Below are 25,604 nucleotides of genomic sequence, written 5' to 3'. Positions count from 1 at the left end.
CTTGCACTCTGCGATGAAGACGTTGCGGTCGCCCTCGCGCAGGAGAATATCGGTCTTGCCCGCCCTATTGAAGGTCTCGCCCGTCGCCTTGCCCTGCAAGGCCTGCGGCTACTGCGCCGCCAAATGGTTCAACAAAGCCTTGGCCGCCGACGACAGCAAGGCCGCGTCCCGGTAGCTGATCGCAAACTGCCGCTTCGCCCAGCTGTCCGCCAGCGGAATCACCCGAACATCCGTGTTGGCGGCAAAGCTCAGTGCCACTTCGCGCGGCACCACGCTGATCGCCAGATTGGCCTGGACCACGCGCAGCGCGGCATCAAAGTTGGAGACGTGCACGCGGTGGCGCAGCGCCTTTCCTTCTTGTGCGGCGGCGCGGGTGAGCAAAATTTGCACTGCGCTCAACGCCGGCATGCTAACATGTTCGTAGTCCAGTACGTCAGAGAAGTGCACCGCTGCGCTTTGCGCCATGCGTGCGATGGGGTGGCTTTTGTGGGCCGCAATGGCCAGGTGGTCGCTGCTATAGGGCTGGGTCTGCAGGCCGCTCAAATCGGCTGCGTCCCAGCAAATCCCCATGGCCGCACGCCCTTCGCGCACGCCGCGCACCACATCCGGGCTCACGCACTCCTCCAAAGTCACACGGATACTGGTGTGCGCGGGTTGCTGCAAAAAACTTGCGACATGGTCGGCCAAGGATTCGGCCATCACCGACGCCGTGACCAATACCCGTACCTGCCCCTGTACGCCCTTGCTATAGGCCGCCATTTCTTGCTGCATGTGGTTGGCGGCGGCCAGCATGGTGCGCGCATGCTCTAGCAAAGTCTCACCCGCCGCCGTGGGGCGCAGGCCGCGCCGTTCGCGGATGAACAAGGGCGCGCCCATCTGGTGCTCAAGCTGCGCCAGGCGCTTGCTGATGGCAGATGCCACCAGCGCCTCGGCCTGCGCCACACGGGCAATGCTGCGCTGCTCGCATACCTGCACAAACAGCCGCAGGTTCAGCAGACTCAGGTCATACATGATTTTCCTTTTTGGAACGAAACCGCTTCCGCATTGGATTATTGCTGATGCTTTGGAAAATCTAAAATCAGAGCCAACGACAAAAGCCAGGAGACACGATGACCGCCACCTCAACCCTTGCTACACGGCGCGCCAGCATTCGCGAAGTTGGCCTGCGCGATGGCCTGCAAAGCCTGGCCAGCATCGTCAGCACAGCCGACAAATGCGCCTGGATTGACGCCGCCTACGACGCCGGTATGCGGGAGATGGAGGTGGGATCGATGGTGCCCGCGCACCTGCTGCCCCAGCTGGCCGATACCGAAGCCGTTCTCGCCCATGCCTGCAGCAAACCCGGCTTGCTCGCCTCTGTCCTGGTACCCAACCTCAAAGGCGCCGAGCGCGCCTTGGCAGCGGGCGCGCAGTCCATGGTCGTGCCGTTGTCGGCCAGCCATGCGCACAGCCTGGCCAACCTGCGCAAAACACCTGACGATGTCGTGGCGGAAGTCGCCCGCATCCGCGCAGTGCGCGACGCAGCGGGCAGCCGCGCCCACATTGAAGGCGGCGTGGGTACGGCCTTTGGCTGCACGCTGCAAGGCGATGTGGCCGAAAGCGAGGTGCTGCGCCTGATGCAGGCCTTGCTGGACGCAGGCGCCGACCATGTGAGCCTGGCCGATACCGTGGGCTATGCCGACCCCGACAGCGTGCGCCGTTTGTTTGAAAAAGCCCGGAAGCTGGTGGGCGACCGGCTGCGCACCGCCCATTTTCACGACACCCGCGGCATGGGTCTGGCCAACGCCTATGCGGCCTGGCAAACCGGCATCACCCACTTTGACGCCTGCCTGGGCGGCATTGGCGGCTGCCCGCATGCACCGGGTGCCAGTGGCAATGTGACCACCGAAGACCTAGCCTATATGCTGCAGCGCATGGGCATTGATTCGGGTCTGGATGTTCCCGCCCTTTTGCAGCTGCGCCAACGCATGCACGCCTGGCTGCCCAACGAGCGGCTGCACGGCAGCCTGTGGCAAGCGGGGGTGATTGCAGCACCCCAGGCCTCTACCGCCATTTGCCCTTAAGTTTTAGACCAAATCAACCGCTGACGCTCACCCCATGCGCGCTAGTAGCTATTAAAATATGAGTACTCCATCTCCCTCTCCATCGCTCCCACTCGCCGGTATCCGCGTGGTCGAATTCACCCACATGGTCATGGGCCCCACCTGCGGCATGGTGCTAGCCGACCTGGGGGCCGAAGTCATCAAGGTTGAACCTGTCGAGGGTGACCGCACGCGTTACTTGCTGGGTGCGGGCGCCGGCTTTTTCCCCATGTTCAATCGCAACAAAAAAAGCATTGCGCTGGACCTGCGCCAGCCCCAGGGACTGGAAGCTGCCATACGCCTGGCCAGCACGGCCGATGTAGTGGCGCAAAACTTCAAGCCCGGCGTGATGACCAAGTACGGCCTGGACTATGCCGCGCTGTCCAAGCTGAACGAGCGCCTGATCTATGTGAACCACACCGGCTTTTTGCCCGGGCCGTACGAGCACCGCACAGCGCTGGACGAGGTCGTGCAGATGATGGGGGGCCTGGCCTACATGACAGGCCGCCCCGGCGACCCGCTGCGCGCGGGCACCAGCGTGAACGACATCATGGGCGGCATGTTTGGCGCGATCGGCGCCATGGCAGCGCTGATGCAGCGCGCCCAAACCGGCAAGGGGCAAGAGATTGACTCGGCGCTGTTCGAGAACAACGTCTTCCTCGTCGGCCAGCACATGATGCAGTACGCCGTGACGGGCGAGGCGGCCGAGCCCATGCCCAACCGTATCTCGGCCTGGTCGGTGTACGACGTGTTCACCGTCCAAGACGGCGAGCAGATCTTTTTGGCCGCCGTGAGCGATGCCCAGTGGCGCACCCTGTGCCAGGCCTTTGGCTGGGCCGATCTGCTGGCCAACCCGCACTACACCACCAACAACGAACGCGTACACGAGCGCCCGGCCCTGCTCGCCGATCTGCGCGCGCGCCTGGCACGCATGGATGTCGCACAGGTCGCCAAAATCTTTGAAGACAACGGCCTGCCCTACGCCCCCATCAGTAAGCCAGAACAACTGCTGGACGACCCGCACCTGCAGGCCACCGGCGGTTTGGCCGAGGTAACACTGACCGACGGCGAACGCGCCGGCCAAACCGCACAGACCACCTTGCTGCCGCTGCGCATGGCGGGCGAGCGCCTGACCGTACGCCAAAACCCGCCGCGTCTGGGCGAGCACACCGCCGAGTTGCTGGCCAGCCTGGGCTACGACGCCGCGCAGATCAGCGCCATGCAGGCCGCCCAGGCAGCTGCATGATGCTACTAATATAAGAGCATAAAATCCTTTATAGACAGGCGAAAAGCCGCAATCAGGAGACAAACATGCACCCCACCCGCCCATACACCCGCCGCACCGTACTGGCCATGGCGCTGGCCAGCCTCACTAGTGGCGCCTTGCCCGCGCTGGCGCAAACCAAGCCGGCAGGGCACGACAAAGCGCTGCGCGTCATCTTGCCGCTATCGGCGGGCTCGGGGGCCGACGGCGCCATTCGCGCCATAAGCACGCCCATCAGCAAAGCCCTGGGCCAGACCCTGGTGATTGAGAACCTGCCTGGCGCAGGCGGCATCACCGGCACGGCGCAGATTGTGCGGGCGTCCAAAGATGGGGACACCATTGGCATCGTCAGCAACAACCACGTCGTCAACCCCAGCCTGTACAAAAACATTCCCTTTGATTCGATCAAGGACATCGCGCCCATCACCATCATCGGCACCACGCCCTTTGTGCTGGTGGCCAACCCCAAGGTGCCTGCACGTACTGTGCAGGAGCTGATTGCCCACGCCAAGGCCCATCCCGGCACCCTCAATTACGGCTCATCGGGCAATGGCACCATCCTGCATTTGGGCGCTGCCATGTTTGTCGAGCAGGCACAGATCGATGTGCCCCACATCCCCTACAAGGGCATGGGCCAGCTGATGAATGACTTGCTCAGCGGCCAGGTGCAGCTGGGGGTGGTGGCGGTCGCACCCGCCATGGCCCACATCAAGGCCGGGAACCTGCGCGCCATTGGCATCACCAGCGCCAAACGCAGCGCCAGCCTGCCCGATGTGCCCACCATTGCCGAACAAGGCCTGCCGCAGTACGAGCTGGACGGCTGGATCGCCGCCATTGCCCCAGCGGGTGTACCCAAGACAGAAATAGATCGCCTCTACCAAGGCTTTGTGCAAGGCATTGCCTCCCCAGAAGCCCGCGAAGCGCTAATAGCCCAGGGCTACGAGATCCAGCTCACCCCGACGGATGTGGCGACCCGTTTTATGGCGAGCGAAAAGCTGCGCATGCAGGCGGCGGTGAAAGCCGCACAAGTCAAAATGGATTGAGACCGCAGATGGATCGAACTCCTCCAACAAAAGGCAGATTCAGACTGCTCTACGCTTTTGAGACTGTCTTTTCGCACGGAGTTGCTACTATGAAACCTTGGATCGCCACCGCTGCCCTAGGTGTTTGGCCCCGGCATTTGATGGATCGGATTCATTTTGAATCATTCGGGCTCGGATGACGAAAGCGAGGACGGCAATCGCTGCGCTGCTGTAGTTCAGCTTTGTGAAGCGGCCCGCTGCAACGGGTTGTGAATTCAACCGGTCAATGCAACACAATATCTGCCTTAGGCTGAATGAGTGTTTGTATGAAGCAAACACCGCGGATGTACTGCACCGAAGCTCACGCCCCGCTGCGCCATGCCACAATCGCGCAGCCCACCACCTCCCCCTCAAAGCAAAGAATAGCCTTGTTCAAAAAACTGGACTCCGTCGTGCTGTTTGTCGCCGATATCGATGCCGCAGCCGCCTGGTATGCCCAGCTCTTGGGCACGGAGGTGCAGCACGAGAACGCGCACTATGCCTTTGTGCAGGGCCCGGGCCTGTTGATCGGCTTTCATCCCGCCGATGGCAAATGCCCGGGCGGGGTGGGCGGCACGACGGTGTACTGGGAGGTGGCTGATCTGGGCGCTGCTATCGAGCGCCTGCAGGCCCATGGCGCGCGGCTCTACCGGGGGCCGATGACGACCAGCCTGGGGGCCACAGCGGCCATGCTGCTGGACCCCTTTGGTTGCAGCCTGGGCTTGCATTGCCCGGCAGGCAGCTAGCTGCCGGCGGCAAGCTGCGGGCGGCAAACCTTTACTGCAGCGCCTGGTCCGGGTTCTGCACCACCTGCAGATGCAGGATGCTGAAGTACAGCGTGATATCGCCTTGCTGGTCGATAAAGGTGCCAATGGCGCGCTGCAGCCGGGCGGCAATGCAGAGGCACTCGGTTGCCTCGGGCCGGCCGCCAGGGATGCTTGCGGTGGTCAGCAAGGCCAGCTGGTGCTCGCGGCCAAAGTCGTGGACGACCTCCAAGGCCTGGCCATGCTGGGCGGGGATATTGGCATTGGCCCAGCTCCACACAAAGCTGCCTTCGCTCTCGCTGCTGGTACCCACCAGGCAGACGGTGCCCTGCACCTCATGCAAGGGCGCCTGCAGCACCAGGCTGGCGCTTTGCAGATCCCAGTGGTAGTGCGGCGCGCTGTGCAGGCCAAACTGGCGGGGCCACTCGGTATTGCGGGCCATCATGGTCTCGACGGCTTCGCGGCTCCAGGCGGCCCAGTCGGTCTCGCCCCCTTTGGGGCTGGTGGTGGTGTCGTTCATAGCGCTAGCGGTTCAAAATGCAGCCGCCATTGTCGGCCAATCCGGGCCTGCTGGTCAGCAACCGCGTCGGCCCTAAAAAAACCGCCCCTTGCACAGGTGCGGTCCATCGTTCAGCAAGCTGAGGGCGCTATCAGTTCAGGCCAAGCATGCCGCGCAGCTTGGACAGGTCTTCGGCCAGCGTGTTCACGCGGCCGGCCAGGATCTTGCGGTCGGCCTCATTCAGCTTGGTGTACAGCTCAAAGCTGCCATCGGGCTTGCGGTACTTGGCCAGGATGTCGAACACGGTCTTGAAGTTCGATGCGGTCTTCTCGACAAAGGCCTTGTCCTTTTTCTCGACCAAGGGGCGCAACAGTTCAAAAATCTTGTCCGCACCTTCGAAGTTGGCCTGGAAGTCGTCCAGGTCGGTGTGGCTGTAGCGCTCTTCTTCACCCGAGATCTTGGTGGCAGCCACCTCTTCCATCAGCACCGCAGCGCCGCCCACGACCTTTTCAGGCGGGAAGGTCAGGCCGCTCACGCGCTTTTGCAGCTCCTTGGCGTCGGCCAGCAGCTTGTCGGCAAAGGGGGTCAGGCCCTTGGTGCTCTTCTCGACCCACAGGCCGTACTCGATGCGGTGGAAGCCGGTGAAGCCCGGGTCCTTCTCGGCTTTTTCATGGTCATCGGCGCGCGAGTCCATGCTCTTGTCCAGATCGGCAAACAGCTCGGCGATAGGCTCGATGCGCTCATAAGGGCGACGCACGGTGGCGTACATCTTCTTGGCTTCTTCGACCTTGCCGGCCTTGACCGCATCGGTAAAGGCCTGCACACCCTTGACCAGCTCGCGCAGGTTGGTGTTGACGTACAGCTTGTACTCGGCCAGCGGCTTGACCAGCTCCAGCGCAGACACGCCGTCTGCTGCCCAGCTGGACAGGGGAATGACGCTGGCACTGCCGGCCAGCAGCAGGCCTTGCAAGAATTGGCGACGCATGGACATACGAGAACTCCTAGATACTGTTAGATTGATAATTTTTGGCTTCCAGCATCCCAATGCCCAACCCAGGCTGGCGTCCTTCATGAAGATGGACGCGCCCAGGCCTTGCAGTACAGACACCAGTGGCTGGTTAGGAAACGAGATCAGGCCTTGGCGGCAGCGGCCAGCAGGCCGCGTCCCAGCCAGTCATGGGCGTCGGCCACGCCCGGCAGCACATAGAAAAAGCCGCCGCCAATGGGCTTGATGTATTCTTCGAGCGGCTCGCCATCGAGCCGCTTTTGCACCGTGACAAAGCCCTTTTCCAGATCGGCCTGGTAGCAGATGAACAGCAGGCCCATCTCCAGCTGGCCCGACTTGGTCACGCCATTGGAGTAGTTGAAGGGGCGGCGCAGGATCAGGTTGGCCTCGCTGCCATGGTTGCGTGGGTTGGCCAGGCGGATATGCGCATCCATCGGCGTCTTCTTGCCTTCGGGATCGGCCGCATAGTCGGGCGTGTCGTGCTCGGTCTTCTTGCGCGCATCGAGCGGCGCACCGCTGTCCTTGTCGCGGCCCATGATGGCCTCTTGCTCGCCCAGCGGCGTGCGGTCCCAGCGCTCGACAAAATTGCGGATGATGCGCACGGCCTGGTAGCTGCCACCAGCGGCCCAGGCGGGTTCGTCCGACTCGGGCTGCACCCAGACAATGCGGCGCATCATCGCGTCGTCATCGGACTGGGGGTTGGCCGAGCCATCACGGAAGCCCAGAAAGTTGCGCGCGCTCTCTGCGGGCTGGCCCACGGCGGCGGGAATCGGCGGCACCGAGCCCTCCTGCTTCCAGCGCACCATCAGCAGATCGGGCAGGTTCTTGATGATGTCGCGCAGCGCATGGATATTGGTATCGGGCGTGTTGGCGCAGAACTGGATCGACAGATCGCCATGGCAGAGCGCGGCCTGCAGCGCGTCATTGGGGTGCTGCTGCATGGGGGTCAGGCGCTTGGGGCACTGGTTCTTCAGACCAAAGCGGCTATCAAACAGGCTGTGGCCCACGCCGACGGTCACCGTCAGTGCATCGGGCTGCACCACCGGGCCCAAAATGCCCGAGCCAGCCGGCGGCAGCTTGGGATCGAGCACTGGTTGCGCGCCGCCCTGGGTCAGAAAGTGGATGCGCTCGGTCAGGGTTTTGAACAGGCGCTCGAGCTCCGCCTGGTTGCTGGCCAGCACATCAAAGCTGACCAACATGCCGGCCAGCGGCCGGGGCGTGACGATACCGGCCTGGTGCTTGCCGTAGAACGGCACGCGCTGCTGCGACACGCTGGTGTGCGGCGCATCGGCCACCTGGGTATTGCCGGGCGAGGCGTCTTCCGCAGCCAGCGCCTGGCGTGCAGGCATGCCCGCCAGCACGCCGGCGCCCATGACGCCAGCGGCTTCCCCCAGCCAGCGCCGCCTGGCGGGGTCGGTACTGCCCGGAGCTGCGGATTGAGACGCGTTCCTGTTCTTGAACAAAGACATGTGGTGCTTTCTGTGTGTTATTTGTAGAAATAGAAGGCGGAAAGTTCAGGGCTGCAAGCCCAGCGCTGCATTGACCTTGGCCATGCTTTGCGATGCCTGGTAGAGCGCCTGGGCCAGGTTCTGGCACTGCACCGGGTTCAGCGCGGTGCCGGCTGTGTCGCCCACCTGGCTGTCATCGGCGGGCACGCCCAGCTCTTGCATGCGCTGGCGCAGCTTGGCCAGGCTGTCTTGCAGCTGCTGGTTCAGGCCCGGGTTGGCATTGGCCAGCACGGGGCCCAGCACTTGCTGGGCCTTGTTGGCCGCAGCCCAGCTGCCGTAGAAAAACTGCAGCACGGCCAGGCCCTGCTCGGGCGTGGTCGCCTCGCCAGGGATCAGCGTCGAGGCGCGCTCCAGCGCCTTGGCCGCAGCGGCAGCAATCGACTGGGGCTGCAAGGCCGCGTCACCCAGGCGCTGGGCCAGTTGTTGCACATCCTGCTGCAAGCTGGTGGCCAGCGGCAGCAGCTGGTCTGCCGCCTCACCCGCTTGCAGGCCAGCAGCAATGCGCTGCAGCCCCACAAAGGCCGGGTCCTTGTCGCGCAGCGCAAAGTCTGCGGCACGCGCATCGATGCGGCCATTCAAATCACCATACTGCACCGCCAGCGGTGCCAGCTTTTGGTACTGGCCACGCGCCAGCGCTGCCAGCTGCTGCGCATCGGCGGGGTAGCCGTCTTGCGGCATCGCGCCGGCTTCCAGCGGGTGGGCCAGGCGCTGCTGCAGCGCATCGACCATCTCTTGCAGGCTGGCCGTCTCGGTCAGCATATAGACCTGGTACTCGGCCAGTGCGCCCAGGAAGGCGGTCACCGGCGGCTTGGCCGCCTCGGCCTTGAAGGCGTCCGAGGTCGTCACCGTCAGGCTGCCACGCGCGGCGTTGAGCAGGCCGCAGGTCATCTCGTAATTGCCTGGCACCAGGCGAGCGCTCAGCTGCTGCGTCATGCCTGGCAGAATGTTCTCGCGCTCTTCGAGCACCATCACGCCGTCCAGAATCTCCCACTCCAGCGCGCGCTGCGATTGGTTGACGATGCGGAAGATCACCTTGCCTGCCGGCACCGTCACCGCATTGGGGGTGCAGGTGCCCTGGTTGATCTCAATGGTCACCACTGGCACGCCATCGGCTGAGGTGGCGCTACCCGCAGCAGCGCCGCTGGCATGCGGCGCGGTCGATGCCTGCCAGAAGGCAGCAGCGCCCAGCAGGAACACGACCACACTGCCCAGCACCACCGGGCCCAGACGCGGCGCAGATTCTGCAGCGGGCACGGGGGTCGGTGCAGCGGCGCGGGTGGGCGCGGCAGGCACGCCGGCCACAGCAGGCGCCACCTTGACCGGCCAGAAAAACATCACCAAGGTCACGGCCAGGTACAGCGCCCAGGCCAGCACTTCGCCGACGACTGGCGCATGCATATAGCCCAGCAGGCCGCCCAGAATCACGCCCAGCGGGCTGTCCTCGGGCAAAACACCGCTGCTATCGAACACGACTTGCTGCAGCTGGTTCCAGACACCAGCCTCATGCAGGCGGCGCACCGCACCAGCCAGCAGGCCAGCCGCGACCACCAAGATAAAGACGCCGGTGTAGCGGAAGAACTGGCGCAGATTGATGCGCACACCGCCTTTGTAGAGTCCAATGCCCAGCAGCACCGACAGCGCCACGCCGAGGAAGGCGCCAGCCGCTGCGCCCCAGCCCGAGCTTTGCTGAAAGATGGCGAGCAAGAAGAAGACCGATTCCACCCCTTCGCGGGCGACGGCCAGAAAGACCATGCCGATCAGCGCCCAGCTGGCACTGCCCGAGGTGCTGAGCGCCTTGTCGACCGAGGCCTGCAACTCGCCCTTGATCGAGCGCGAGGCCTTGCGCATCCAGAAAACCATGCCCGTCAGCATGCCCACGGCGATAAAACCGACCAGGCCTTCAAACAGCTCCTGCTGCTTTTGCGGAAACTCGGCCGCCATCCACTGCAGGCCAGCGCCGACAAACAGCGACAGGCCCAGCGCGAGAAACACCCCGGCCCAAACGGCGGGCATCAGGCGGGCGCGGCCCGTGTGGCGCAGGAAACTGGCAATGATGCCAACGATCAGCGCGGCCTCAATGCCCTCGCGCAACATAATCAAAAAAGGAACCAGCATGTAATGTGTTGCTCAAGCCGGGGGCGCATGCCAAGGGCCGCGCCGCCTGCTGATCTTTCTCAGTTCTGTCGATAAATGCCCAACCGCGCCGAACGGCCCACGGCCAGCCGCAGGCAGACAATGCGGCGATGCAGCAAAGGCAGGTGCAGCATGTTAAGACCAAATCGCCGTCGCAGTCAGCGCAACCGAAGGCCGCCTACACGCGGGCACAGCATTTACAAGCAAAAACGCATATCTTATCATCGCGCACATGGCTTTGAAGCTATCAATTAGATAGCACCGGCCATCCAAGAAACACCCATGCCGCCATCATGGCGTAAGGCTGGCTTCAGCCTCGGCTCCTCTCCCGCACCGCACTGGGGTCCTGGCCAGCAGCTAGACGCCCAGCTTTTCAGTCAGGCGCACCAGATCGGCCACTGAGCTCAGCTGCAGCTTGCGCATCGCATTGCTACGCCGCACTTTCACCGTCACCTCACTCAGCTGCAGCTGGTGCGCAATCTGCTTGTTGAGCAGGCCCTGCACCACCAGCCGCACCACCTCGCGCTCGCCCTCGGAGAGCGCCTGCCAGCGGCCATGGCTCTCGGCCCGGTCCGCATCCTGCAGGCGCCGGGCGCGGTCTTGCGCAATGCCGTGGTGGATGGCATCGAGCAGATCCTGGTCCCGAAAAGGTTTGGCCAGAAAGTCGATGGCGCCCTGCTTGATGGCCTTGACGCCCATCGCAATATCGCCGTGTCCGGTGATGAAGACCACGGGCAGCAGCAGGCCCAGGCTCTGCATCTGGCGCTGGAACTCCATGCCGCTTTGCCCGGGCATGCGCACATCGAGCACCAGGCAGGCGGGCGCATCAGCGGGCGGATGCGCCAGAAATTCGGCCGCAGAGGCGAAGGAGCGCACAGGCAAGCCGACAGAGGCGAGCAGATCCTCCAGCGCGGCGCGCACCGAGTGGTCGTCATCGACCACATAGACCATCGCAGCTTCCGTCATGCCAGGCCCTCCTGCGGCGCCACCGGCACGCTGAATGCAAACACCGCCCCACCCTGTAGATGGGGCTCCGCCCAGATATGGCCACCATTGCTCTCGACAATGCTGCGGCTGATGCTCAGCCCCACGCCAATGCCCTCATGCTTGGTGGTCCAGAAAGGTTCAAACACCTGCTCCTGCGCACCAGCGGGCAGGCCCGGGCCGCCATCCGATACCCGAAACACCAGCTTGTCCTGCAGCTGCAGCGATTCCACCAGGATGGTGCGGCGCGCTATATCCACCAAGGCCGTGGCCTCCATAGCATTGAGCACCAGATTGGCGATGACCTGCTGGACCTGCACCGGATCGGCCAGCGCCAGGGGAAGGCCAGCGGCCAGATCGGCACGCATCGCGATGTCCAGTCGCTGTATCTCCGCCTGGGACAGCGCCAGCACTTCGCGCACGGCGGCGTTGAAGACAAAGGGCCTGGGGCTGGCGGGTTCGCCCTTGCTGAGCTTGCGCACCCGGCCAATGATGGCGCTGGCCCGGTCGGCATCGCCCAGAATGCGCAAGAGCGCCTGCCGGGCCTTGTCCAGGTTGGGCGGGTCTTGCTCCATCCAGCGCTGGCAGGCATGGCCGCTGGTCACGATCGCTGCCAACGGCTGGTTGAGCTCATGCGCAATCGAGGTGGTCAAGCCCTCCAGGCTGTGGATGCGCGAGATGCGCAAGAGCCTGGCCTGGGCCTCATGGGCGGCCGCGCGCGCCAATTCCGCCCTGCAGGCCAGGTAGCCCGTGATCAGAATGGCCACCGTGCTGATCAGCATATTGATCTGGCCTGCGCGCAGGTCGCCATAGCGGGTGATGAAAAAGCTCAGCCAAGTCAGCGCAATGCAGCTGCCGGTGAGCACCATGAGCCCCCGCAAGGCCAGCACATGGGCCATCGCCACAATGACCACGGTGTAGAACACCGACACCGCCACTTCGTAACGGGTCGCCGTGTCGATCAGAAACAGCAGCACCAGCGCGAGCACCATCGCCATGACGTGCAGGCCTGGGCGGCGCCAGAGTTGGGGTGGCAGGAACGGGGTCGTCATCAGAAACACGCACACAAAGCGGCGCTGGGTTGCAGGGATCGCAAAAGGCTACCACGTCAACGGCAACGTGGGACCAAAGGCCCCCCACATCAAAAACGGGTGTTCAGTCCAAAAGCCACCCGGCTCACGGTGGTCTGGCTGGCATCCACGGCCGCATCCAGTGCATAGGCACGCCCATGGGCAACAAAGGCATAGACACTGGTGCTCAGCGACAGCGGGTGGATATAGCCCAACGACATCACCTGGCTGGTTTTCGCGCGCGCACCGCTGTCCTGCCAATCCCAGTTGGGCCGCGCCTGGGACCACTGTGCTTGCAGCTCGCCGTGGTTCAGAGGGATGGACACACCCAGATAGAGCGCGTCCAGGCGGCCGCCATCGATGAACTCGATCGGCCCCAGCCCCTTGAGCCCGGCCGCCTGCAAATCCGCCGAACCATCGCCGCCATTGCGCCCGACAAAGCCATTGCGCTGGCGGCTCCAGCCCGCCGCCAGGCGTGCCACGCCAAAGTTGTAGCTGGCACCCAGTTGCGCGGCACTGGGGTGCCGGCCCGCCAAGCCAGCGTGCAAAAGGACGGCATTGGCCTGCTCCCAGCTCGCAGCCAGCAGCCAGGGGCCGTCCTCATAGCGCAGTGCCAAACTGTAGAGCTTGTGGGTGGCGCTGCCCGTCGTGCCTGCGGCTGGCGCGTCACCCGCATCAAAGCTGTAACTGGCGCCCAGCTGTACACCGCCCCACTGCGGGCTGCGCCAGCTGATCTGCTGGGACACCTGGTAGTTGTCCGAGGCCCGCAACAAGGCGCCCACACCAAAGCTCTTCCAGGACCCGACCTCGATCGCACTGACAAAGGCCTGGCCCACGGTGTACTGGCGCCCCAGGCGCAGCTCGCCCAGGCTCGCATTGCCCACCCCCACCCAGGACTGGTAGTTGAACGGCCTTGCCGGGTCATCGGGCGCGCCGTGGGTGGCATCCAGGCCGCCTTCCAGCGCAAAGGCGGCGTAGCTGCTGCCACCCAGTGCCTCGCGGCCCTGCAGGCCCCAGAGCGAATCGGACTGGCCGCCACTCAGCAGGCTCTTTTGCGTTGGCGCCCCGCTCACCCGGGTCCAGCCGATGGCGGCATCGACCGTGCCATACAGGCGCAGGCTGGTCTGCGCCAGGGCTGGCATTGCGGCTGCGGCGGCCAGTGCGGCTGCACCGCTGGACAGCGTACGGGCCCAAGCCCGGCGGACGGATGGCTGCCGGGGCGGGGCCGAGCGCAAGGCGACCCTGGGAAAAAACAATGGCGACATAGCGGGCTCGGTCATGGCGCGGCCAGGGCGCTGTCGCATCCTGCGACGGGCGCAGCGGCCTGGCTGCTGAAAAAGGGGCAGGTGAAAGATAAAGGGCAAACGGCGGGTGAGGCAATGGCGCAAAAACAACCGATGCAATGGACTTGGTGCTGTCATCGCAATGTGCCCGAGTGCTTGACCATCCAGACAGGGATGGCGGTGAGCACCAATACGGCGAGCAACTGCATCCAGAGCGAGCCCTGCCAGGACAGCTCGGGCATCACCCGAAAATTCTGGCCATACCAGTTGATCAGGGCCGTACCCGGAATAAAGGCCGCCCAGAGCACACTGAATACCTTGGTCACATTCAGGTCGCTCATTGCCACCGTTTCCTCGGCCGCACGGCGGTGGAAGCGCTGGCGATCGAGCATGCAGCGAGCCCGCCGCTGTACGCCCTCGATCTCGGCCAGCAGCGCATCCACATGAATGCTCTGCAGCTGTGATCCCTGCCAAGCACCGCGGCGCAGCTGCATGGCTGCCTGGGCCAGGTCATCGAGCGCCTGCACAACCACCGACAGCGGCCGGTGGAGCATGGACAGATGGCTGTCTACATCGGTCAGGTCTTGGGCACCCCGGGTGCCGGGCGTGCCCACCGTCAACTGGAAGCTCCGCAGCGAGCGCATCGAGGTCGCCAGCCCCTTGTCGATGCCGTCCAGCACCAGACCGGTCTGGCCCAGCAACTGGTGCAGCAGCACCAGCGCGACGGCATGCGCGCTGCCCGCAGGCAAGCCCTGCGCCTTGAAGCGCTCGAGCGCCTGACCCGGGCGCAGCATGCGGTAGCCTGTCTCGACCGTGTAGAGCGCCTGCGCATCCGCAGCCTGGTGCCACAGCAGATCGGCCACCAGCACCCTCCCGTCTTGCACGCGCGCGCATCGGATGCGCATCGCAGCACCCGCACCCCATTGGCGCTGCGCGGTTGTTGGCAGCAGGTCGATGCCATGGCGCCTGCCCAGGTCATCGAGCGCCTGGGGGCTGGCGGCATGCAGGCGCGTCCATAGAGGCAAGGTTTGATCCCACGTCATCGCATCCACCCCTTGCGTTTGATGTAGGCCAGCGGCACCAGCGCGAACAGGCCTGTCAGCCCCATGACCATCCACTCCCCCCAAGGCAGCGCCAGCTCGGGCATGTAGGCAAAGTTCTGCCCGTAAAACGCAGCGACCAGGGTGGGAGGTGTGAAAACAGCGGTGACCACGGTGAACACCTTGATCACCTGGTTCTGCTTGATATCGAGGGTCGTCATCAGTGACTGCTGCAGGTTGCGGATCTTGTCATGCTGAAACCGGGCATAGCGCCGCAGGCTGTGGATGTCCGACAGCAGCACCGGCAAGCGCTGCCCCCAGTGTGCATCGCCTGCCGCGCGCCGCAGCCAACGGCCTGCACGCGCCAGCATCAACTGCCCCTCAACCGCCTTGGCCACCAGCTCCTCGGCCTCACCCAGTGCCATGGCGGTGCTGGCGATATCCGCCACCCCTGCCTGGCGCTTGGCGGTGTCAAACCCGCCGCTGGCCGCGGCCACGGCATCGCTGCGCTCGTCCAGGCGCGCGGCGATATCGCGCAAGCTGGCATGGGCCGCGTCGTTGAGTGCGTCGAGCATGCAGAACATCGCTGTGCAGGGGTCGAGGGCGCAGCCATCGCCCATGGACGCGAGCAGTTGCTCGCCAGCCTGGTCCAGGGCATGCAGGCGCGGGCCCTGCTCCACGCTGATGAGCCGCTCCTTGCCGAGCGCAAAAAGCACGACCGTCTCCCGGAACGCCTCGTCCTGGAGCAGGACCAGCTCCAAAGGGATGACGATAAAGTCGCCTTCCTGCGTTGCCGCCCGGCCGCGCTCCCAGGACAGGTTGAGCCTATGCAGACGCTGCGCAGCCGCCAGCGACTCGCCCTGCTGGGCGTTGAGGCGCAGCCAGCCGGCCTGGGCCAGGCGGGCGTCTATGAGGCCACCGGCCGCGTGGCAGTGGATACGGGCCTCGCTCATCGCTGCACCTCACTGGCGGTCGGCGCGGGTTCAGCGGCTTGCTTGGCCCTGTCCTGCTGGTCCAGCACATAGCCCCCATACAGATGCAGCGCGGCAAAGCTGCCCAGGATGAGTGCATACAGCACGATCACCGCGATCATGATTTCGCGCTCAATCTGCGCGGTACGCGGGCGGCTGGCACGTGCCTCGTTGATCGCCTGGCGGCGCTGCGATGCGGCCTGGCTAGCATCTTGCAAGCTCAGGTCGGCATTCCACACCAGGCCTTCGAGTTGGCGGTTGAGCGTGGTGTAGCTAAAGCTAATTTTGTCAGTCGTTGGCGGCATCAGAAATACTCCAGGTAGGGGGTCACAGACTTCGCACTGCTTCTTGCGGCAAGCAGAAATGTGGTCTTTGCAATGGCATCGCTGCGCTCAACGCAGCCAGCCGCGGTGTTTGACATAGAGCAGCGGCAGCAGCGCCAACCCAGCCGTCAGGGCGATGGTGAAGGGCTCGCCGTATTGCCACTCAAGGATCGGCATGCGGGCAACGTTCATGCTGTAGTAGGTAGAGATCAGCATCGCGGGCAGGAACAGGGCCGTCACGACGGAGAACACCTTGACGATCTGGTTTTGCTTGACGTTCAGCGCCATGTTGTTGGTGGTCTGGAGCAGGCGCACCCGGTCATGCACAAAGCTCACATGCTCCTCCACGGCCTCGATGTCTTCGATCAAGGTGCTAAGCAGCGGCTGGAGAGGCGCATCAGCTAGGGGCATCCGCGCCAGCGCATGGCGGGCCGCCAGCGCCAGCTGCAGCTGGCTCTCCAGGCAATCGGACAGCAGCTCTTCGACCTCGCCCAGGTCCAGCTGCGCTGCCACCACATCGCTTACGCCAAAATCGCGGTCCCGCGCCTCCAGGCTGCCCAGCACCGCGTTGGTCTGCACCAGCACGCGCCCCAGATCGCTGTTGAGCGAGTCCAGCAACGCATCGGTCGCATCATTGATGGCCTGCAGGACCAGCACAAAACTCTCGAATGCCCGCGCTCCATGGCCTTGGCGTTGCATCCTGGCTTGCGCCATCTCCAGCGCCTGGGGTGCGTCGCTGGGCTCCAGAGAAAGGAGCATGTCCCGGCCAAGCACAAAAATGACGCGACTGGCTCTCTTGCAGCCTTGCTCCACGCCTAAAAACGTGATCGCAAAGTAGCTGAACTCGCCATCCTGGCTCAGGTTGCGTTGCAGGCCGTAGGCTATGTCCAGCCCCAGGCTTTGCTTGATGTCTGCCAGCTTGCCAGGCTCATCGGCACGGATCCGCAGCCACTGGGGCACAGCGTCCCCGTTGGCATCGGCAGCGGGTTGGAACAGGTGGGAGCTACGCTGCATACTCATGGCGACGGCTCCTGCACGGATGCATCGGATGTGAGAGAACGCGCGCTTTCGTAAAAGCCCGCGTGCGAGCCCGAGGTGGACGAGGTCTTGGTATCCCGGTGGTAGTTGCCAAAATGCAAAGCTGCCACGGCAAGCAACAAGATGCCCCAGGTAAGACCCAGCATCGACAAGGACAGGCGCTCATAGCGTGACCAGTGCCGGGGCCGCTGCGGCGGCACTGCAAAGGGGCGGCGTGCAGGCCGGCTCCAGACGAGGCCATGGAGGGCCCGCTCGGTGTTGACCGGCAGTGGTAATCCACCGGGCGACGGGTATTGGGAAGATGGCATGGTGCATCCTGGTTGGCGCAGCCCTGCCCGGCCCTGGCGCGCAAAAGCGCGTGCCAGGGGCTGGCGGGATAGCGGGTTGGCAAGAAAAGGGCTGCAGGCGCCGCGTGTGGCAACGCGCAGCGCAGGTGCTAACGGCGGGCGCTCGCGGCGGACCGGTCTGCGGGCAAATCGGCCCGTGGGCCCCCTAGCCAGCACAGCGCGCGGGAGCGGCCCGAGGGCCGGTAAGCCGTCAACCTGGCTGGGCGGTCAAGGCCCTGCAGGCGCTGACGGGCAACCCGGCTCAAGAGGGCGACCACCCGTGCCCGGTCAGCGGTGGGCAGCATTGCCAGTGCATCGGCTGCCACCGGGCCGGAGAGGCCCGACAGCGCCTGGGCGAATGGCTTGTCGCCCTGGGATGCCAGAAAGGCGGGCAGCACCGAAGAGGCGTCAGACGCCACAGCGGCCCGGATGACGCGCTGCAAAAGCGCGGTGGATGGGGAGTGAAAAAACAGCATGAGAAGGTCCTTGGGGCAGCGCCTCGCCAAGGCCTCTCATGCATTCAGGCGCGAGATGGACTTGGGGCGATGGCCCGATAGGGGGTGGTGGTGCACTGCAAAGGGAGGCGGCGCTTGCAGCAGCGCATGTCAGGCTCAGGATCGGGGTCCATGGCTTTTCTCCAGGTCAAAAGTTCTGCGGATGCCCATGTCGTGCTTCAACAACTGAGGTGCGCATCGGCGGCAATCGTCGGGCGCTTACATGGACCGGGGCGGAGCGTCATCGTTGTGCGACAGTGCAGGTCTTTCGCGACGACAAAAAGAATTCTCGCAGGCTGGCGCGCCAATCGCCACTGGTCTTTGGGGTAGATGCCACCGCCATTGGGATGGGGGCGATATACGAAGGTATATGGCGCCAACACATGCCGGCCTCCAACCCGACAGCAAATAAAAAAAACCGGCAGCCCTCACGGGTCTGCCGGTTGCGCAAAAACAGCCTGGGCGGCATCAGCCAGCCCGGGCCTGGGCCTTATCAGCCCAGTGCAGCCACCGCTGCGTTGAAGGTGCTGCTGGGGCGCATCACGGCGTCCAGCTTGGCGGCGTCAGGCTGGTAGTAGCCGCCGATGTCAGCAGGCTTGCCTTGCACGTCCTTGAGTTCGGCCACGATCTTGGCTTCATTCTCGGCCAGGCTCTTGGCCAGGGGCGCAAACTTGGCTGCCAGTTCGGCATCGGTCGTTTGCGCGGCCAGGGCCTGGGCCCAGTACAGCGCGATGTAGAACTGCGAGCCACGGTTGTCCAGCTCACCGGTGCGGCGCGATGGCGACTTGTTCTCGTCGAGCAGCTTGCCGGTGGCCTGGTCCAGGGTCTGGGCCAGCAGCTTGGCGCGCTCGTTGTTGTTCTTGATGCCCAGCTCTTCGAAGGACACGGCCAGCGCCAGGAACTCTCCCAGCGAATCCCAGCGCAGGTGGTTTTCTTCCACCAGCTGCTCGACATGCTTGGGGGCCGAGCCGCCAGCGCCGGTTTCGTACAGACCGCCGCCTTGCATCAGCGGCACCACCGACAGCATCTTGGCCGAGGTGCCCAGCTCCAGAATCGGGAACAGGTCGGTCAGGTAGTCACGCAGGATGTTGCCGGTCACCGAGATGGTGTCCAGGCCACGGGCTGCGCGCTCCAGCGTGAAGCGCATCGCGCGCACTTGCGACAGGATGTGGATGTCCAGGCCGTTCGTGTCGTGGTCCTTCAGGTAGGTTTGCACCTTCTTGATCAGCTCGGCTTCGTGTGGGCGGTACGGATCCAGCCAGAACACGGCAGGCATGCCGGAGTTGCGGGCGCGGGTGACAGCCAGCTTGACCCAGTCGCGGATTGGGGCATCCTTGACCTGGCACATGCGCCAGATGTCGCCCTGCTCCACGTTCTGGCTCATCAGCACTTCGCCGGTGGCGATGTCCACGATGTTGGCCACGCCGTCTTCGCTGATCTCGAAGGTCTTGTCGTGCGAGCCGTATTCCTCGGCCTTTTGCGCCATCAGGCCCACGTTGGGCACGGTGCCCATGGTCTTGGGGTCGAAGTTGCCGTGCCACTTGCAGAAGTTGATCACTTCCTGGTAGATGCGGGCAAAGGTCGACTCAGGCATCACGGCCTTGCAGTCGTAAGGCTTGCCATCGGCGCCCCACATCTTGCCGCCGGCGCGGATCATCGCAGGCATCGATGCGTCCACGATCACGTCGTTGGGCGAATGGAAGTTGGTGATGCCCTTGGCAGAGTCCACCATCGCCAGCGCTGGGCGGCCTTCCTGGCACTTGTGCAGGTCGCGGATGATTTCTTCGCGTTGCGAGGCAGGCAGGGTTTCAATCTTTTCGTACAGATTGGCCATGCCGTTGTTGACGTTCACGCCCAGCTGATCGAACAGCTTGCCGTGCTTCTCGAACGCTTCCTTGTAGAAAATGCGCACGCAGTGGCCAAACACGATGGGGTGGGACACCTTCATCATCGTGGCCTTGACGTGCAGCGAGAACAAAATGCCCGACTGCTTGCAGTCTTCGATTTCCTTTTCGTAGAAAGCCAGCAGGGCCTTCTTGCTCATGAACATCGAGTCGACCACTTCGGCGTCCTGCAGCTTGACCTTGTCCTTGAGCACCACGGTCTTGCCGGACTTGGTCTCCAGCACCATCTTGACTTCGCGGGCCTTGTCCAGGGTCATGGACTTTTCGCCGTGGTAGAAGTCGCCCTCTTCCATGTGCGAGACATGGGTTTGCGACCACTGCTTCCACTCGCCCATCGAGTGGGGGTGCTTCTTGGCGTAGTTCTTCACGGCCAGCGGTGCGCGGCGGTCGGAGTTGCCTTCGCGCAGCACGGGATTCACTGCCGAGCCGATGCACTTGCTATAGCGCGCCTTGATGTCTTTTTCTGCGTCGTTGGCAGGGCTGTCTGGGTAGTCAGGCAGCTTGTAGCCGTGGTCTTGCAGTTCCTTGATCGCTTCTTGCAGCTGGCCCACCGATGCGGAAATATTGGGCAGCTTGATGATGTTGGCATCTGGCGTCAAGGTCAGCTTGCCCAGGTCGGCCAGGTTGTTGGGCACGCGCTGTGCTTCGGTCAGAAACTCAGGGAATTCACCCAGAATGCGGGCTGCCAGCGAAATATCACTCTCGGCCACATTGATGCCAGCGGCGCTCGCAAAGCTGCGAACAACTGGCAAGAACGCTGCGGTCGCCAGACGAGGCGCTTCGTCGGTCAGGGTGTAGATGATGGTGGGTTGCTGGGTAGTCATCTGGTCTTTCAAGTGGCAAAAGTTCTGATGTGCGTCGCGCCCTGGCCTGTCTCCACGGCCCAGGGCGCGCCCGCGTAAACTCCGTCATGATGGACCGCTCGCCAGTCGTTGGGAAGCCTGTCCGTCAAATGTTGCAATGCAATATCACAATACGGAATTCAACACCAAGGATTGTCGCTGCTTTTTAAGTCTTATACAAGAGTTGGCCCAGCGAATTGTTGAGCCATAGCACGCAGCTGCCGCAAAATACGGTGTCAATGCCCGTTATGCCAGCGCCGCACGACAGCGCTGTGAAACCCCAGCCCGCTCTTTGCTTTGCGCTTTTGATCCTTTTTACCGCTGTCCCCGCCATGACCACGCCCCTGTCCTCCGCCCTCACCTTGCACGAAGCCGATGTGCAGTGGACGGCCATCCGCGCCCAGGGGCCCGGTGGGCAGAACGTCAACAAGGTCAGCTGCGCCATCCACCTGCGCTTTGATGTGCGCGCCTCGCGCCTGCCCGAGCCCGTGCAGACCCGTTTGCTCGCGCTGGCCGATTCGCGCATCACCCAGGATGGGGTGGTCGTCATCAAGGCGCAGAGCTACCGCACCCAGGAGCAAAACCTCTGGGATGCGCTTGAGCGCCTCAACGCGCTGGTCGCCAGCGTGGCGGTGGAGCCGCGCAAGCGCCGCGCCACCAAACCCACCTGGGGCTCGCAGCAGCGCCGCCTGCAAAGCAAAAGCCTGCGTGCCAATGTCAAAGCCCAGCGCGGCCGGGTGCGGGATTGACCATGCACCGCGCCCACTGGCGAAGGGCCGGTGATAATAAGAAGTAATCTCATTGGCCAACGCCTGTATTTTCATGAATGTGCGACGCAGCATCCTGATCGTCGATGACCACCAAAGCATCCGCGACCCTCTTGCCACTTTCATGCGCCGCTATGACTTCGATGTCGACACCGCCGGTGATGGCCTCGCCATGCGGCAGCTGCTCAAGGAGCACCGCTACGACCTCATCATCCTGGACGTGATGCTGCCCGGCGAGGACGGCCTGTCGCTGTGCGGCTTTGTGGCCGAGCACATCGGCACCCCCGTCATCTTGCTGACCGCAATGACCGACCAGGCCGACCGGGTGGCGGGCCTGGAGATTGGTGCTGATGACTATGTGCTCAAGCCCTTTGACCCGCGTGAGCTGGTGGCCCGGGTGCGCAGCGTGCTGCGGCGCGGTGCCCGCAGACGGGCAGACGATGCGGCGCAAACGGCTGCTGCGCCAGAAGCCTTGACAGAAAAGCGCTACACCTTTGAAGGCTGGTCCTTTGACCTCGCCACGCGCGAGCTGCAGGACCCCGGCCTCAGCCCCGTGCCGCTGACCACCGCAGAGTTCCATCTGCTGCGCGCGCTGCTGGAGAACTCCAACCGCGTGCTCAGCCGCCAGCAATTGATGGACCTCACCCAGCGCGAAGGCGCCGCATTTTTTGACCGCAGCATCGACACCCAGATCAGCCGCCTGCGCAAGAAGCTCGAATCGGACCCGCGCCAGCCCCGCATGCTCAAGACCGTGCGCGGCGACGGCTACCTGCTGGCGGCCAGAAACATCCGCCTGGCGCCATGAAGCTGCTGCCGCGCACCTTGGCCGGCCAGTTGCTCGCGCTGTTGCTGCTGGCCCTGGTCGTCGCCCACCTGGTCGCCGTCTTGCTGCTGACCTGGCTGCGCCAGGACAGTGACGTGGTCCACCCGCTGTCGGCCCACACCATCGAGACCCGGGTCACCGCCGCCTACCGCGCGCTGGAGAGCAGCCCTGAATCGGCCCAGCGCCTGGTGCAAAGCATCAGCCTGCCCGATTCGCAGTTCCGCATCCGAGCGCGCCCCTTTGACGACGGCCAACCCGTTAGCGAGCAGGAAGCCAAGCTCACCGCCAGGCTGCAAGAGCGCCTGGGCCTGGATGCGGGCGCCAATGCTGCAGACCCGCCGGTGCGCATCCATCTGCGCATGCGCTCGCCGTTGGCCGCCAGCCAGGCCGGCGATGTGGACCAGGACATCCTCGCGCTGCTGAGCCCGGCGTTCGAAGAAGATGGCAGCTGGATGCTGCATGTCGATGTGCGCCTGCCCGATGGCCAGTGGCTCAGCAGCTGGCACCTGCCCACCATGCTGCTCAGCCACTGGAGCCGGGTGCTGAGTTTTTCCATCCCCGTGGGCATGCTGCCCATCATCGTCATTGCGGTGCTGTTTGGCCGGCGCATCATGCAGCCGCTGCGCATGCTCACCGAGGCGGCCCAGCGCATCAGCCGGGGCGAGCGCTCCGCGCACCTGCCGCTGTCCGGGCCCGAAGGCGTGCGCGAAATCATCGAAGCCTTCAACGAGATGCAGGACCGCTTGCTCGGCGTCGTCAACGACCGCACCCGCATGGTCGCCGCCATTGGCCACGACCTGCGCACCCCCCTCACCTCGCTGCGCATCCGCGCCGAGCTGGTGGACGATGACGAGCTGCGCCAGGCGATGGTGAGCACCATCAACGAGATGCACAGCATGGTCGAAGAAATCCTGCACTTTGCCCAGGACGACGCGATGCGCGAAACCACCCAGCCGGTAGACCTGGATGCGCTCGTCGGCGAAGTCGTCGAGCAGCAGCGTAGCCTGGGCCGCCTGGTGGACTGGACGCCGCCCCCCAGCATCAGCTACCGCTGCCGCCCGGCCCACCTCAAGCGCGCCCTCGCCAACCTGATCGACAATGCCGCGCGCTATGGCCGTGTGCAAGTCCAGATGACCGTGCCGGATGCTGCTGACCCTGGCACGGCGCGCAGCTTGCGCATGGAAATCGAAGACGAAGGCCCCGGCATTGCGCCGCAGGACATGGAGCGGGCCTTTCGGCCCTTTAGCCGGCTGGAGGTCGCCCGCAACGGGGAGACGGGTGGCTTTGGGTTGGGGCTGGCGATTGCGCGCTCATGCGTGCGGGCGCATGGGGGCGAGTTGAAGCTGCATAACCGCAGCGAGGGTGGGTTAAGGGCGGTGATTGAGTTGCCGGCTTGAGGCCCTGTCAAAGCCAGCACTCCAGGCGCCGAAGAGATCAGCACATCGCTTGACACTCAGGCGACAACAGGGCGACACAGCGCGTACAGAACTATCGAATTTCAACACGGCGTCGCTAAAGGCCTTTCGCAAAACTGTCTGACGTAGAGCACACACTATCCCAGGCAGTCTGCTGTCTTCTCTTCTATGTCCACCGAATGCGCCCCACGTATTTGGCCTTAATGCTGTTCATTTAAGAGCACAACAGCCATCAAGGAACCAAACAGACAATGGACACATTTTGTCACCATCATTACAATAAGCAGACGAGTGACAACAAAGTTCAATACACGATCTCTGGGCACCTAGAAGCCTAGAATCTCGACCGCCAAGCGCGCCGCTTAGTCATGCGGTTGCGCATCGCGTAGATATTCCAACAGAAAGTCATATTGTGAAGTTCCACGTTTCTTCAAACATGCCCGGGGGTAAGGGTATCCATGCAGCTGTGCTCCCCTCGGCAACCGGACTGTTCATTGCGTTTGCTGGGCTGTTGTCGTCATTCAACGTGCAGGCACAAGCGGCACTGCCCACGGTGTCATGCAGTTCGTCATCGGACGCTTTTAGCACTGGACATGACGCGTCAACCGGTGGCGCTTTGGCCCAAGGCGCCGCAGAGCCATCGTGGAAATTCGCGTTTGCAGGCAGGCCGGTCACCAACCCTTCGATCGCGTTGAGCGCAATACCTGAAGCCAGCTGGGGGCCCCTCACGGTCTATTGGACATCGCCCTGGAGCACGTCGCCCTACGCCAATGCCAATTGGGTTTCGCCAATGGGCTTTAGTGGTGCGGCCTCCCAACGCTGGGGCTATTACCGGTACCAGTTCAACCTGGACCCTGCGGTCAATCCGGCGGATCTGTCGGTGCAGTTGTCCTACCTGGTGGATGATGTCGCGACAGAGATCTATGTCAACGGCGTCGCCCAAAGCACTTACGCACCGGTCATCAGCCCGGGCTCGACATTTTCCACGCCACCCGTCTCGCGCACCTTGACGCAGGACTGGAAACCCGGCTTGAACGAAATCGTTTTTCAGGTTCTGGACTATGGCTGGGTGACCGGTTTGCTGGTGCAGGCTGAGCCCACGGCTGTGTGCAATCCCACGACGGTCGACATCACCAAAACCGCCAGTGCGAGCCAAGTCAACGTAGGCGGCACATTCAGCTACGACATTGTGCTGACCAACCAAGGCTCGCAAGATGCCACTGTTGCGCAACTGACAGACACCCCACCCGCTGATATCACCCTGAACGCATGGGCCTGCACGGCAGCCAATGGGGCGAGCTGCCCTGTCCCCAGCAGCGGCACCGGTCCTCTCAACCTCAGCAATCTGGCTTTGCCACCCGCCGCGACAGCAGGAGGGGCTGGCGGACAGCTGACGTTCACCCTCCAAGCCAGCGTTAACGCCAATGCAACGCCAGGCTCGCTGACGAACACGGTCCAAGCGACGCCAGACGCCGCAACCACACAGTGCTCTGCAGCGTCTGGGGGCGCGGCTGCCGCTCAATGCGCGGCATCGGCCAGCATCACCGTCGTCAAGCCTGTCACGCCCGAGCCGGCAGCGCCTACCCCTGTGCCCGCAGATGCTCCGTGGGCTTTGTTGGCCTTGGGCGGATTGCTGGCGGCCTTGGGAGCGCGCAAAGTGCGGTCTCAGGGTTCTGTGTAACGTCGGCACCTTCTTGCCCGTCACGCCCCTTCAGCCAACGCTGTGGGGGCGTTTCCGTTTCTTTCGCGAGCAGCAGCCCCGCAGATGAAGCACACGCTGCCTGTCCTCAATCTAACAGCACGTAAAGTCACAAACTGACACAAACTGACACAAACAGGCAAACGCCAGCCACATGCATCGCAAATGATTCTGATTGCGAATTCATTTGCTCACCCAGCCAGCGTGATCGGCTCTGCGCCGCATCCACGCCAGCCAGCTCCGCTCTGCATACCCTTGGCCCGCCCGGCAATGCCCGCGGCTGCGCCGCCTGCAGGCCGTCTTACCGCA

Annotated in this window: 23 protein-coding genes; 8 read left to right on the top strand and 15 right to left on the bottom strand. The window is 63.8% G+C overall.

Annotated elements, in window-relative coordinates:
* Nucleotides 1-108 precede the first annotated feature (108 nt).
* Nucleotides 109-1,011, bottom strand: coding sequence for a LysR family transcriptional regulator (locus ACPEE1_RS11305; protein ID WP_021025885.1), 903 nt, complete (start codon nucleotides 1,009-1,011; stop codon nucleotides 109-111).
* A 98-nt stretch (nucleotides 1,012-1,109) separates the two neighbouring features.
* On the opposite strand from ACPEE1_RS11305, the gene ACPEE1_RS11300 reads away from it, so the two are divergent.
* The 4 genes from ACPEE1_RS11300 to ACPEE1_RS11285 all read left to right on the top strand — a co-directional run bounded on the left by ACPEE1_RS11300 (nucleotide 1,110) and on the right by ACPEE1_RS11285 (nucleotide 5,152).
* The gene (locus tag ACPEE1_RS11300) at nucleotides 1,110-2,063 is read left to right on the top strand and encodes a hydroxymethylglutaryl-CoA lyase (RefSeq protein WP_182341703.1); all 954 of its coding nucleotides are present in this window, start codon (nucleotides 1,110-1,112) and stop codon (nucleotides 2,061-2,063) included.
* A 58-nt stretch (nucleotides 2,064-2,121) separates the two neighbouring features.
* Complete coding sequence (locus ACPEE1_RS11295; RefSeq protein WP_423932652.1) at nucleotides 2,122-3,327, top strand: CaiB/BaiF CoA transferase family protein; 1,206 nt, start codon at nucleotides 2,122-2,124, stop codon at nucleotides 3,325-3,327.
* Between the two features lie 65 nt (nucleotides 3,328-3,392).
* A complete protein-coding gene (locus ACPEE1_RS11290; protein ID WP_182341709.1) occupies nucleotides 3,393-4,388 on the top strand; it encodes a Bug family tripartite tricarboxylate transporter substrate binding protein in 996 nt (331 codons plus the stop codon).
* Between the two features lie 407 nt (nucleotides 4,389-4,795).
* Entirely contained in the window at nucleotides 4,796-5,152 is a 357-nt protein-coding gene (locus ACPEE1_RS11285) for a VOC family protein (RefSeq protein ID WP_232539357.1), read from the top strand.
* A gap of 31 nt (nucleotides 5,153-5,183) precedes the next feature.
* Here the strand turns inward: ACPEE1_RS11285 and ACPEE1_RS11280 are convergent, their stop codons facing one another.
* The 14 genes from ACPEE1_RS11280 to ACPEE1_RS11215 all read right to left on the bottom strand — a co-directional run bounded on the left by ACPEE1_RS11280 (nucleotide 5,184) and on the right by ACPEE1_RS11215 (nucleotide 20,573).
* Nucleotides 5,184-5,690 (bottom strand): DUF6882 domain-containing protein, encoded by a 507-nt coding sequence (locus ACPEE1_RS11280; protein ID WP_116924014.1) that lies wholly within the window; start codon nucleotides 5,688-5,690, stop codon nucleotides 5,184-5,186.
* Between the two features lie 130 nt (nucleotides 5,691-5,820).
* The gene (gene efeO / locus ACPEE1_RS11275) at nucleotides 5,821-6,660 is read right to left on the bottom strand and encodes an iron uptake system protein EfeO (RefSeq protein WP_198424321.1); all 840 of its coding nucleotides are present in this window, start codon (nucleotides 6,658-6,660) and stop codon (nucleotides 5,821-5,823) included.
* 140 nt (nucleotides 6,661-6,800) lie between these two features.
* The gene (efeB, locus tag ACPEE1_RS11270; RefSeq protein WP_423932646.1) at nucleotides 6,801-8,144 is read right to left on the bottom strand and encodes an iron uptake transporter deferrochelatase/peroxidase subunit; all 1,344 of its coding nucleotides are present in this window, start codon (nucleotides 8,142-8,144) and stop codon (nucleotides 6,801-6,803) included.
* Nucleotides 8,145-8,189: 45 nt separating this feature from the next.
* Nucleotides 8,190-10,298: an iron uptake transporter permease EfeU gene (gene efeU, locus ACPEE1_RS11265; protein ID WP_182341714.1), complete on the bottom strand. Its 2,109-nt coding sequence runs from the start codon at nucleotides 10,296-10,298 to the stop codon at nucleotides 8,190-8,192.
* Between the two features lie 375 nt (nucleotides 10,299-10,673).
* The gene (locus ACPEE1_RS11260) at nucleotides 10,674-11,282 is read right to left on the bottom strand and encodes a response regulator transcription factor (protein WP_182341716.1); all 609 of its coding nucleotides are present in this window, start codon (nucleotides 11,280-11,282) and stop codon (nucleotides 10,674-10,676) included.
* Nucleotides 11,279-12,352 (bottom strand): sensor histidine kinase, encoded by a 1,074-nt coding sequence (locus tag ACPEE1_RS11255; RefSeq protein ID WP_182341718.1) that lies wholly within the window; start codon nucleotides 12,350-12,352, stop codon nucleotides 11,279-11,281. The genes ACPEE1_RS11260 and ACPEE1_RS11255 overlap by 4 nt, the downstream gene beginning before the upstream one ends.
* A gap of 89 nt (nucleotides 12,353-12,441) precedes the next feature.
* On the bottom strand, nucleotides 12,442-13,635 hold the full coding sequence (locus ACPEE1_RS11250) for a porin (RefSeq protein WP_182341720.1): 1,194 nt from the start codon (nucleotides 13,633-13,635) through the stop codon (nucleotides 12,442-12,444).
* A gap of 152 nt (nucleotides 13,636-13,787) precedes the next feature.
* Nucleotides 13,788-14,696 (bottom strand): CorA family divalent cation transporter, encoded by a 909-nt coding sequence (locus tag ACPEE1_RS11245; RefSeq protein ID WP_182341722.1) that lies wholly within the window; start codon nucleotides 14,694-14,696, stop codon nucleotides 13,788-13,790.
* Nucleotides 14,693-15,646, bottom strand: coding sequence for a CorA family divalent cation transporter (locus tag ACPEE1_RS11240; RefSeq protein WP_423932642.1), 954 nt, complete (start codon nucleotides 15,644-15,646; stop codon nucleotides 14,693-14,695). The genes ACPEE1_RS11245 and ACPEE1_RS11240 overlap by 4 nt, the downstream gene beginning before the upstream one ends.
* Entirely contained in the window at nucleotides 15,643-15,969 is a 327-nt protein-coding gene (locus ACPEE1_RS11235) for a hypothetical protein (RefSeq protein WP_182341726.1), read from the bottom strand. Before ACPEE1_RS11235 ends, ACPEE1_RS11240 begins: the two co-directional genes overlap by 4 nt.
* An 87-nt stretch (nucleotides 15,970-16,056) precedes the next feature.
* Entirely contained in the window at nucleotides 16,057-17,007 is a 951-nt protein-coding gene (locus tag ACPEE1_RS11230) for a CorA family divalent cation transporter (RefSeq protein WP_423932638.1), read from the bottom strand.
* Nucleotides 17,004-17,333 (bottom strand): hypothetical protein, encoded by a 330-nt coding sequence (locus tag ACPEE1_RS11225; protein ID WP_198424322.1) that lies wholly within the window; start codon nucleotides 17,331-17,333, stop codon nucleotides 17,004-17,006. The genes ACPEE1_RS11230 and ACPEE1_RS11225 overlap by 4 nt, the downstream gene beginning before the upstream one ends.
* A 128-nt stretch (nucleotides 17,334-17,461) precedes the next feature.
* On the bottom strand, nucleotides 17,462-17,827 hold the full coding sequence (locus tag ACPEE1_RS11220) for a hypothetical protein (RefSeq protein ID WP_182341729.1): 366 nt from the start codon (nucleotides 17,825-17,827) through the stop codon (nucleotides 17,462-17,464).
* Nucleotides 17,828-18,338: 511 nt separating this feature from the next.
* Nucleotides 18,339-20,573: an NADP-dependent isocitrate dehydrogenase gene (locus tag ACPEE1_RS11215; protein WP_116924459.1), complete on the bottom strand. Its 2,235-nt coding sequence runs from the start codon at nucleotides 20,571-20,573 to the stop codon at nucleotides 18,339-18,341.
* Between the two features lie 350 nt (nucleotides 20,574-20,923).
* Between ACPEE1_RS11215 and arfB the strand changes: the two genes are divergently transcribed.
* The 4 genes from arfB (at nucleotide 20,924) to ACPEE1_RS11195 (ending at nucleotide 25,277) form a co-directional block, all read left to right on the top strand.
* Complete coding sequence (arfB, locus tag ACPEE1_RS11210) at nucleotides 20,924-21,340, top strand: alternative ribosome rescue aminoacyl-tRNA hydrolase ArfB (RefSeq protein WP_116924024.1); 417 nt, start codon at nucleotides 20,924-20,926, stop codon at nucleotides 21,338-21,340.
* 73 nt (nucleotides 21,341-21,413) lie between these two features.
* Nucleotides 21,414-22,163 (top strand): response regulator, encoded by a 750-nt coding sequence (locus tag ACPEE1_RS11205; RefSeq protein WP_116924025.1) that lies wholly within the window; start codon nucleotides 21,414-21,416, stop codon nucleotides 22,161-22,163.
* The gene (locus ACPEE1_RS11200; protein WP_423932632.1) at nucleotides 22,160-23,578 is read left to right on the top strand and encodes an ATP-binding protein; all 1,419 of its coding nucleotides are present in this window, start codon (nucleotides 22,160-22,162) and stop codon (nucleotides 23,576-23,578) included. Before ACPEE1_RS11205 ends, ACPEE1_RS11200 begins: the two co-directional genes overlap by 4 nt.
* 430 nt (nucleotides 23,579-24,008) lie before the next feature.
* Nucleotides 24,009-25,277 (top strand): DUF11 domain-containing protein, encoded by a 1,269-nt coding sequence (locus ACPEE1_RS11195; RefSeq protein WP_133247958.1) that lies wholly within the window; start codon nucleotides 24,009-24,011, stop codon nucleotides 25,275-25,277.
* Nucleotides 25,278-25,604: the final 327 nt, after the last annotated feature.

The sequence above is a fragment of the Comamonas sp. 23 genome, assembly GCF_049601575.1.
GTDB classification, from domain to species: Bacteria; Pseudomonadota; Gammaproteobacteria; order Burkholderiales; family Burkholderiaceae_C; genus Comamonas; species Comamonas squillarum.
The sequence above is the reverse complement of the archived record's forward strand: the minus strand, read 5'-3'. Positions and strand labels throughout refer to the sequence as shown.

What these genes read in the sequence shown, in the direction of transcription:
- ACPEE1_RS11205 (WP_116924025.1), top strand. Translation starts at nt 21,414, where the DNA reads ATGAATGTGCGACGCAGCATCCTGATCGTCGATGACCACCAAAGCATC.
- ACPEE1_RS11235 (WP_182341726.1), bottom strand. Translation starts at nt 15,969, where the DNA reads ATGCCGCCAACGACTGACAAAATTAGCTTTAGCTACACCACGCTCAAC.
- ACPEE1_RS11295 (WP_423932652.1), top strand. Translation starts at nt 2,122, where the DNA reads ATGAGTACTCCATCTCCCTCTCCATCGCTCCCACTCGCCGGTATCCGC.
- efeB (WP_423932646.1), bottom strand. Translation starts at nt 8,144, where the DNA reads ATGTCTTTGTTCAAGAACAGGAACGCGTCTCAATCCGCAGCTCCGGGC.
- ACPEE1_RS11260 (WP_182341716.1), bottom strand. Translation starts at nt 11,282, where the DNA reads ATGACGGAAGCTGCGATGGTCTATGTGGTCGATGACGACCACTCGGTG.
- ACPEE1_RS11240 (WP_423932642.1), bottom strand. Translation starts at nt 15,646, where the DNA reads ATGAGCGAGGCCCGTATCCACTGCCACGCGGCCGGTGGCCTCATAGAC.
- arfB (WP_116924024.1), top strand. Translation starts at nt 20,924, where the DNA reads ATGACCACGCCCCTGTCCTCCGCCCTCACCTTGCACGAAGCCGATGTG.
- ACPEE1_RS11290 (WP_182341709.1), top strand. Translation starts at nt 3,393, where the DNA reads ATGCACCCCACCCGCCCATACACCCGCCGCACCGTACTGGCCATGGCG.
- ACPEE1_RS11305 (WP_021025885.1), bottom strand. Translation starts at nt 1,011, where the DNA reads ATGTATGACCTGAGTCTGCTGAACCTGCGGCTGTTTGTGCAGGTATGC.
- efeU (WP_182341714.1), bottom strand. Translation starts at nt 10,298, where the DNA reads ATGCTGGTTCCTTTTTTGATTATGTTGCGCGAGGGCATTGAGGCCGCG.
- efeO (WP_198424321.1), bottom strand. Translation starts at nt 6,660, where the DNA reads ATGTCCATGCGTCGCCAATTCTTGCAAGGCCTGCTGCTGGCCGGCAGT.
- ACPEE1_RS11300 (WP_182341703.1), top strand. Translation starts at nt 1,110, where the DNA reads ATGACCGCCACCTCAACCCTTGCTACACGGCGCGCCAGCATTCGCGAA.
- ACPEE1_RS11255 (WP_182341718.1), bottom strand. Translation starts at nt 12,352, where the DNA reads ATGACGACCCCGTTCCTGCCACCCCAACTCTGGCGCCGCCCAGGCCTG.
- ACPEE1_RS11200 (WP_423932632.1), top strand. Translation starts at nt 22,160, where the DNA reads ATGAAGCTGCTGCCGCGCACCTTGGCCGGCCAGTTGCTCGCGCTGTTG.
- ACPEE1_RS11215 (WP_116924459.1), bottom strand. Translation starts at nt 20,573, where the DNA reads ATGACTACCCAGCAACCCACCATCATCTACACCCTGACCGACGAAGCG.
- ACPEE1_RS11250 (WP_182341720.1), bottom strand. Translation starts at nt 13,635, where the DNA reads ATGTCGCCATTGTTTTTTCCCAGGGTCGCCTTGCGCTCGGCCCCGCCC.
- ACPEE1_RS11225 (WP_198424322.1), bottom strand. Translation starts at nt 17,333, where the DNA reads ATGCCATCTTCCCAATACCCGTCGCCCGGTGGATTACCACTGCCGGTC.
- ACPEE1_RS11220 (WP_182341729.1), bottom strand. Translation starts at nt 17,827, where the DNA reads ATGCTGTTTTTTCACTCCCCATCCACCGCGCTTTTGCAGCGCGTCATC.
- ACPEE1_RS11280 (WP_116924014.1), bottom strand. Translation starts at nt 5,690, where the DNA reads ATGAACGACACCACCACCAGCCCCAAAGGGGGCGAGACCGACTGGGCC.
- ACPEE1_RS11245 (WP_182341722.1), bottom strand. Translation starts at nt 14,696, where the DNA reads ATGACGTGGGATCAAACCTTGCCTCTATGGACGCGCCTGCATGCCGCC.
- ACPEE1_RS11230 (WP_423932638.1), bottom strand. Translation starts at nt 17,007, where the DNA reads ATGAGTATGCAGCGTAGCTCCCACCTGTTCCAACCCGCTGCCGATGCC.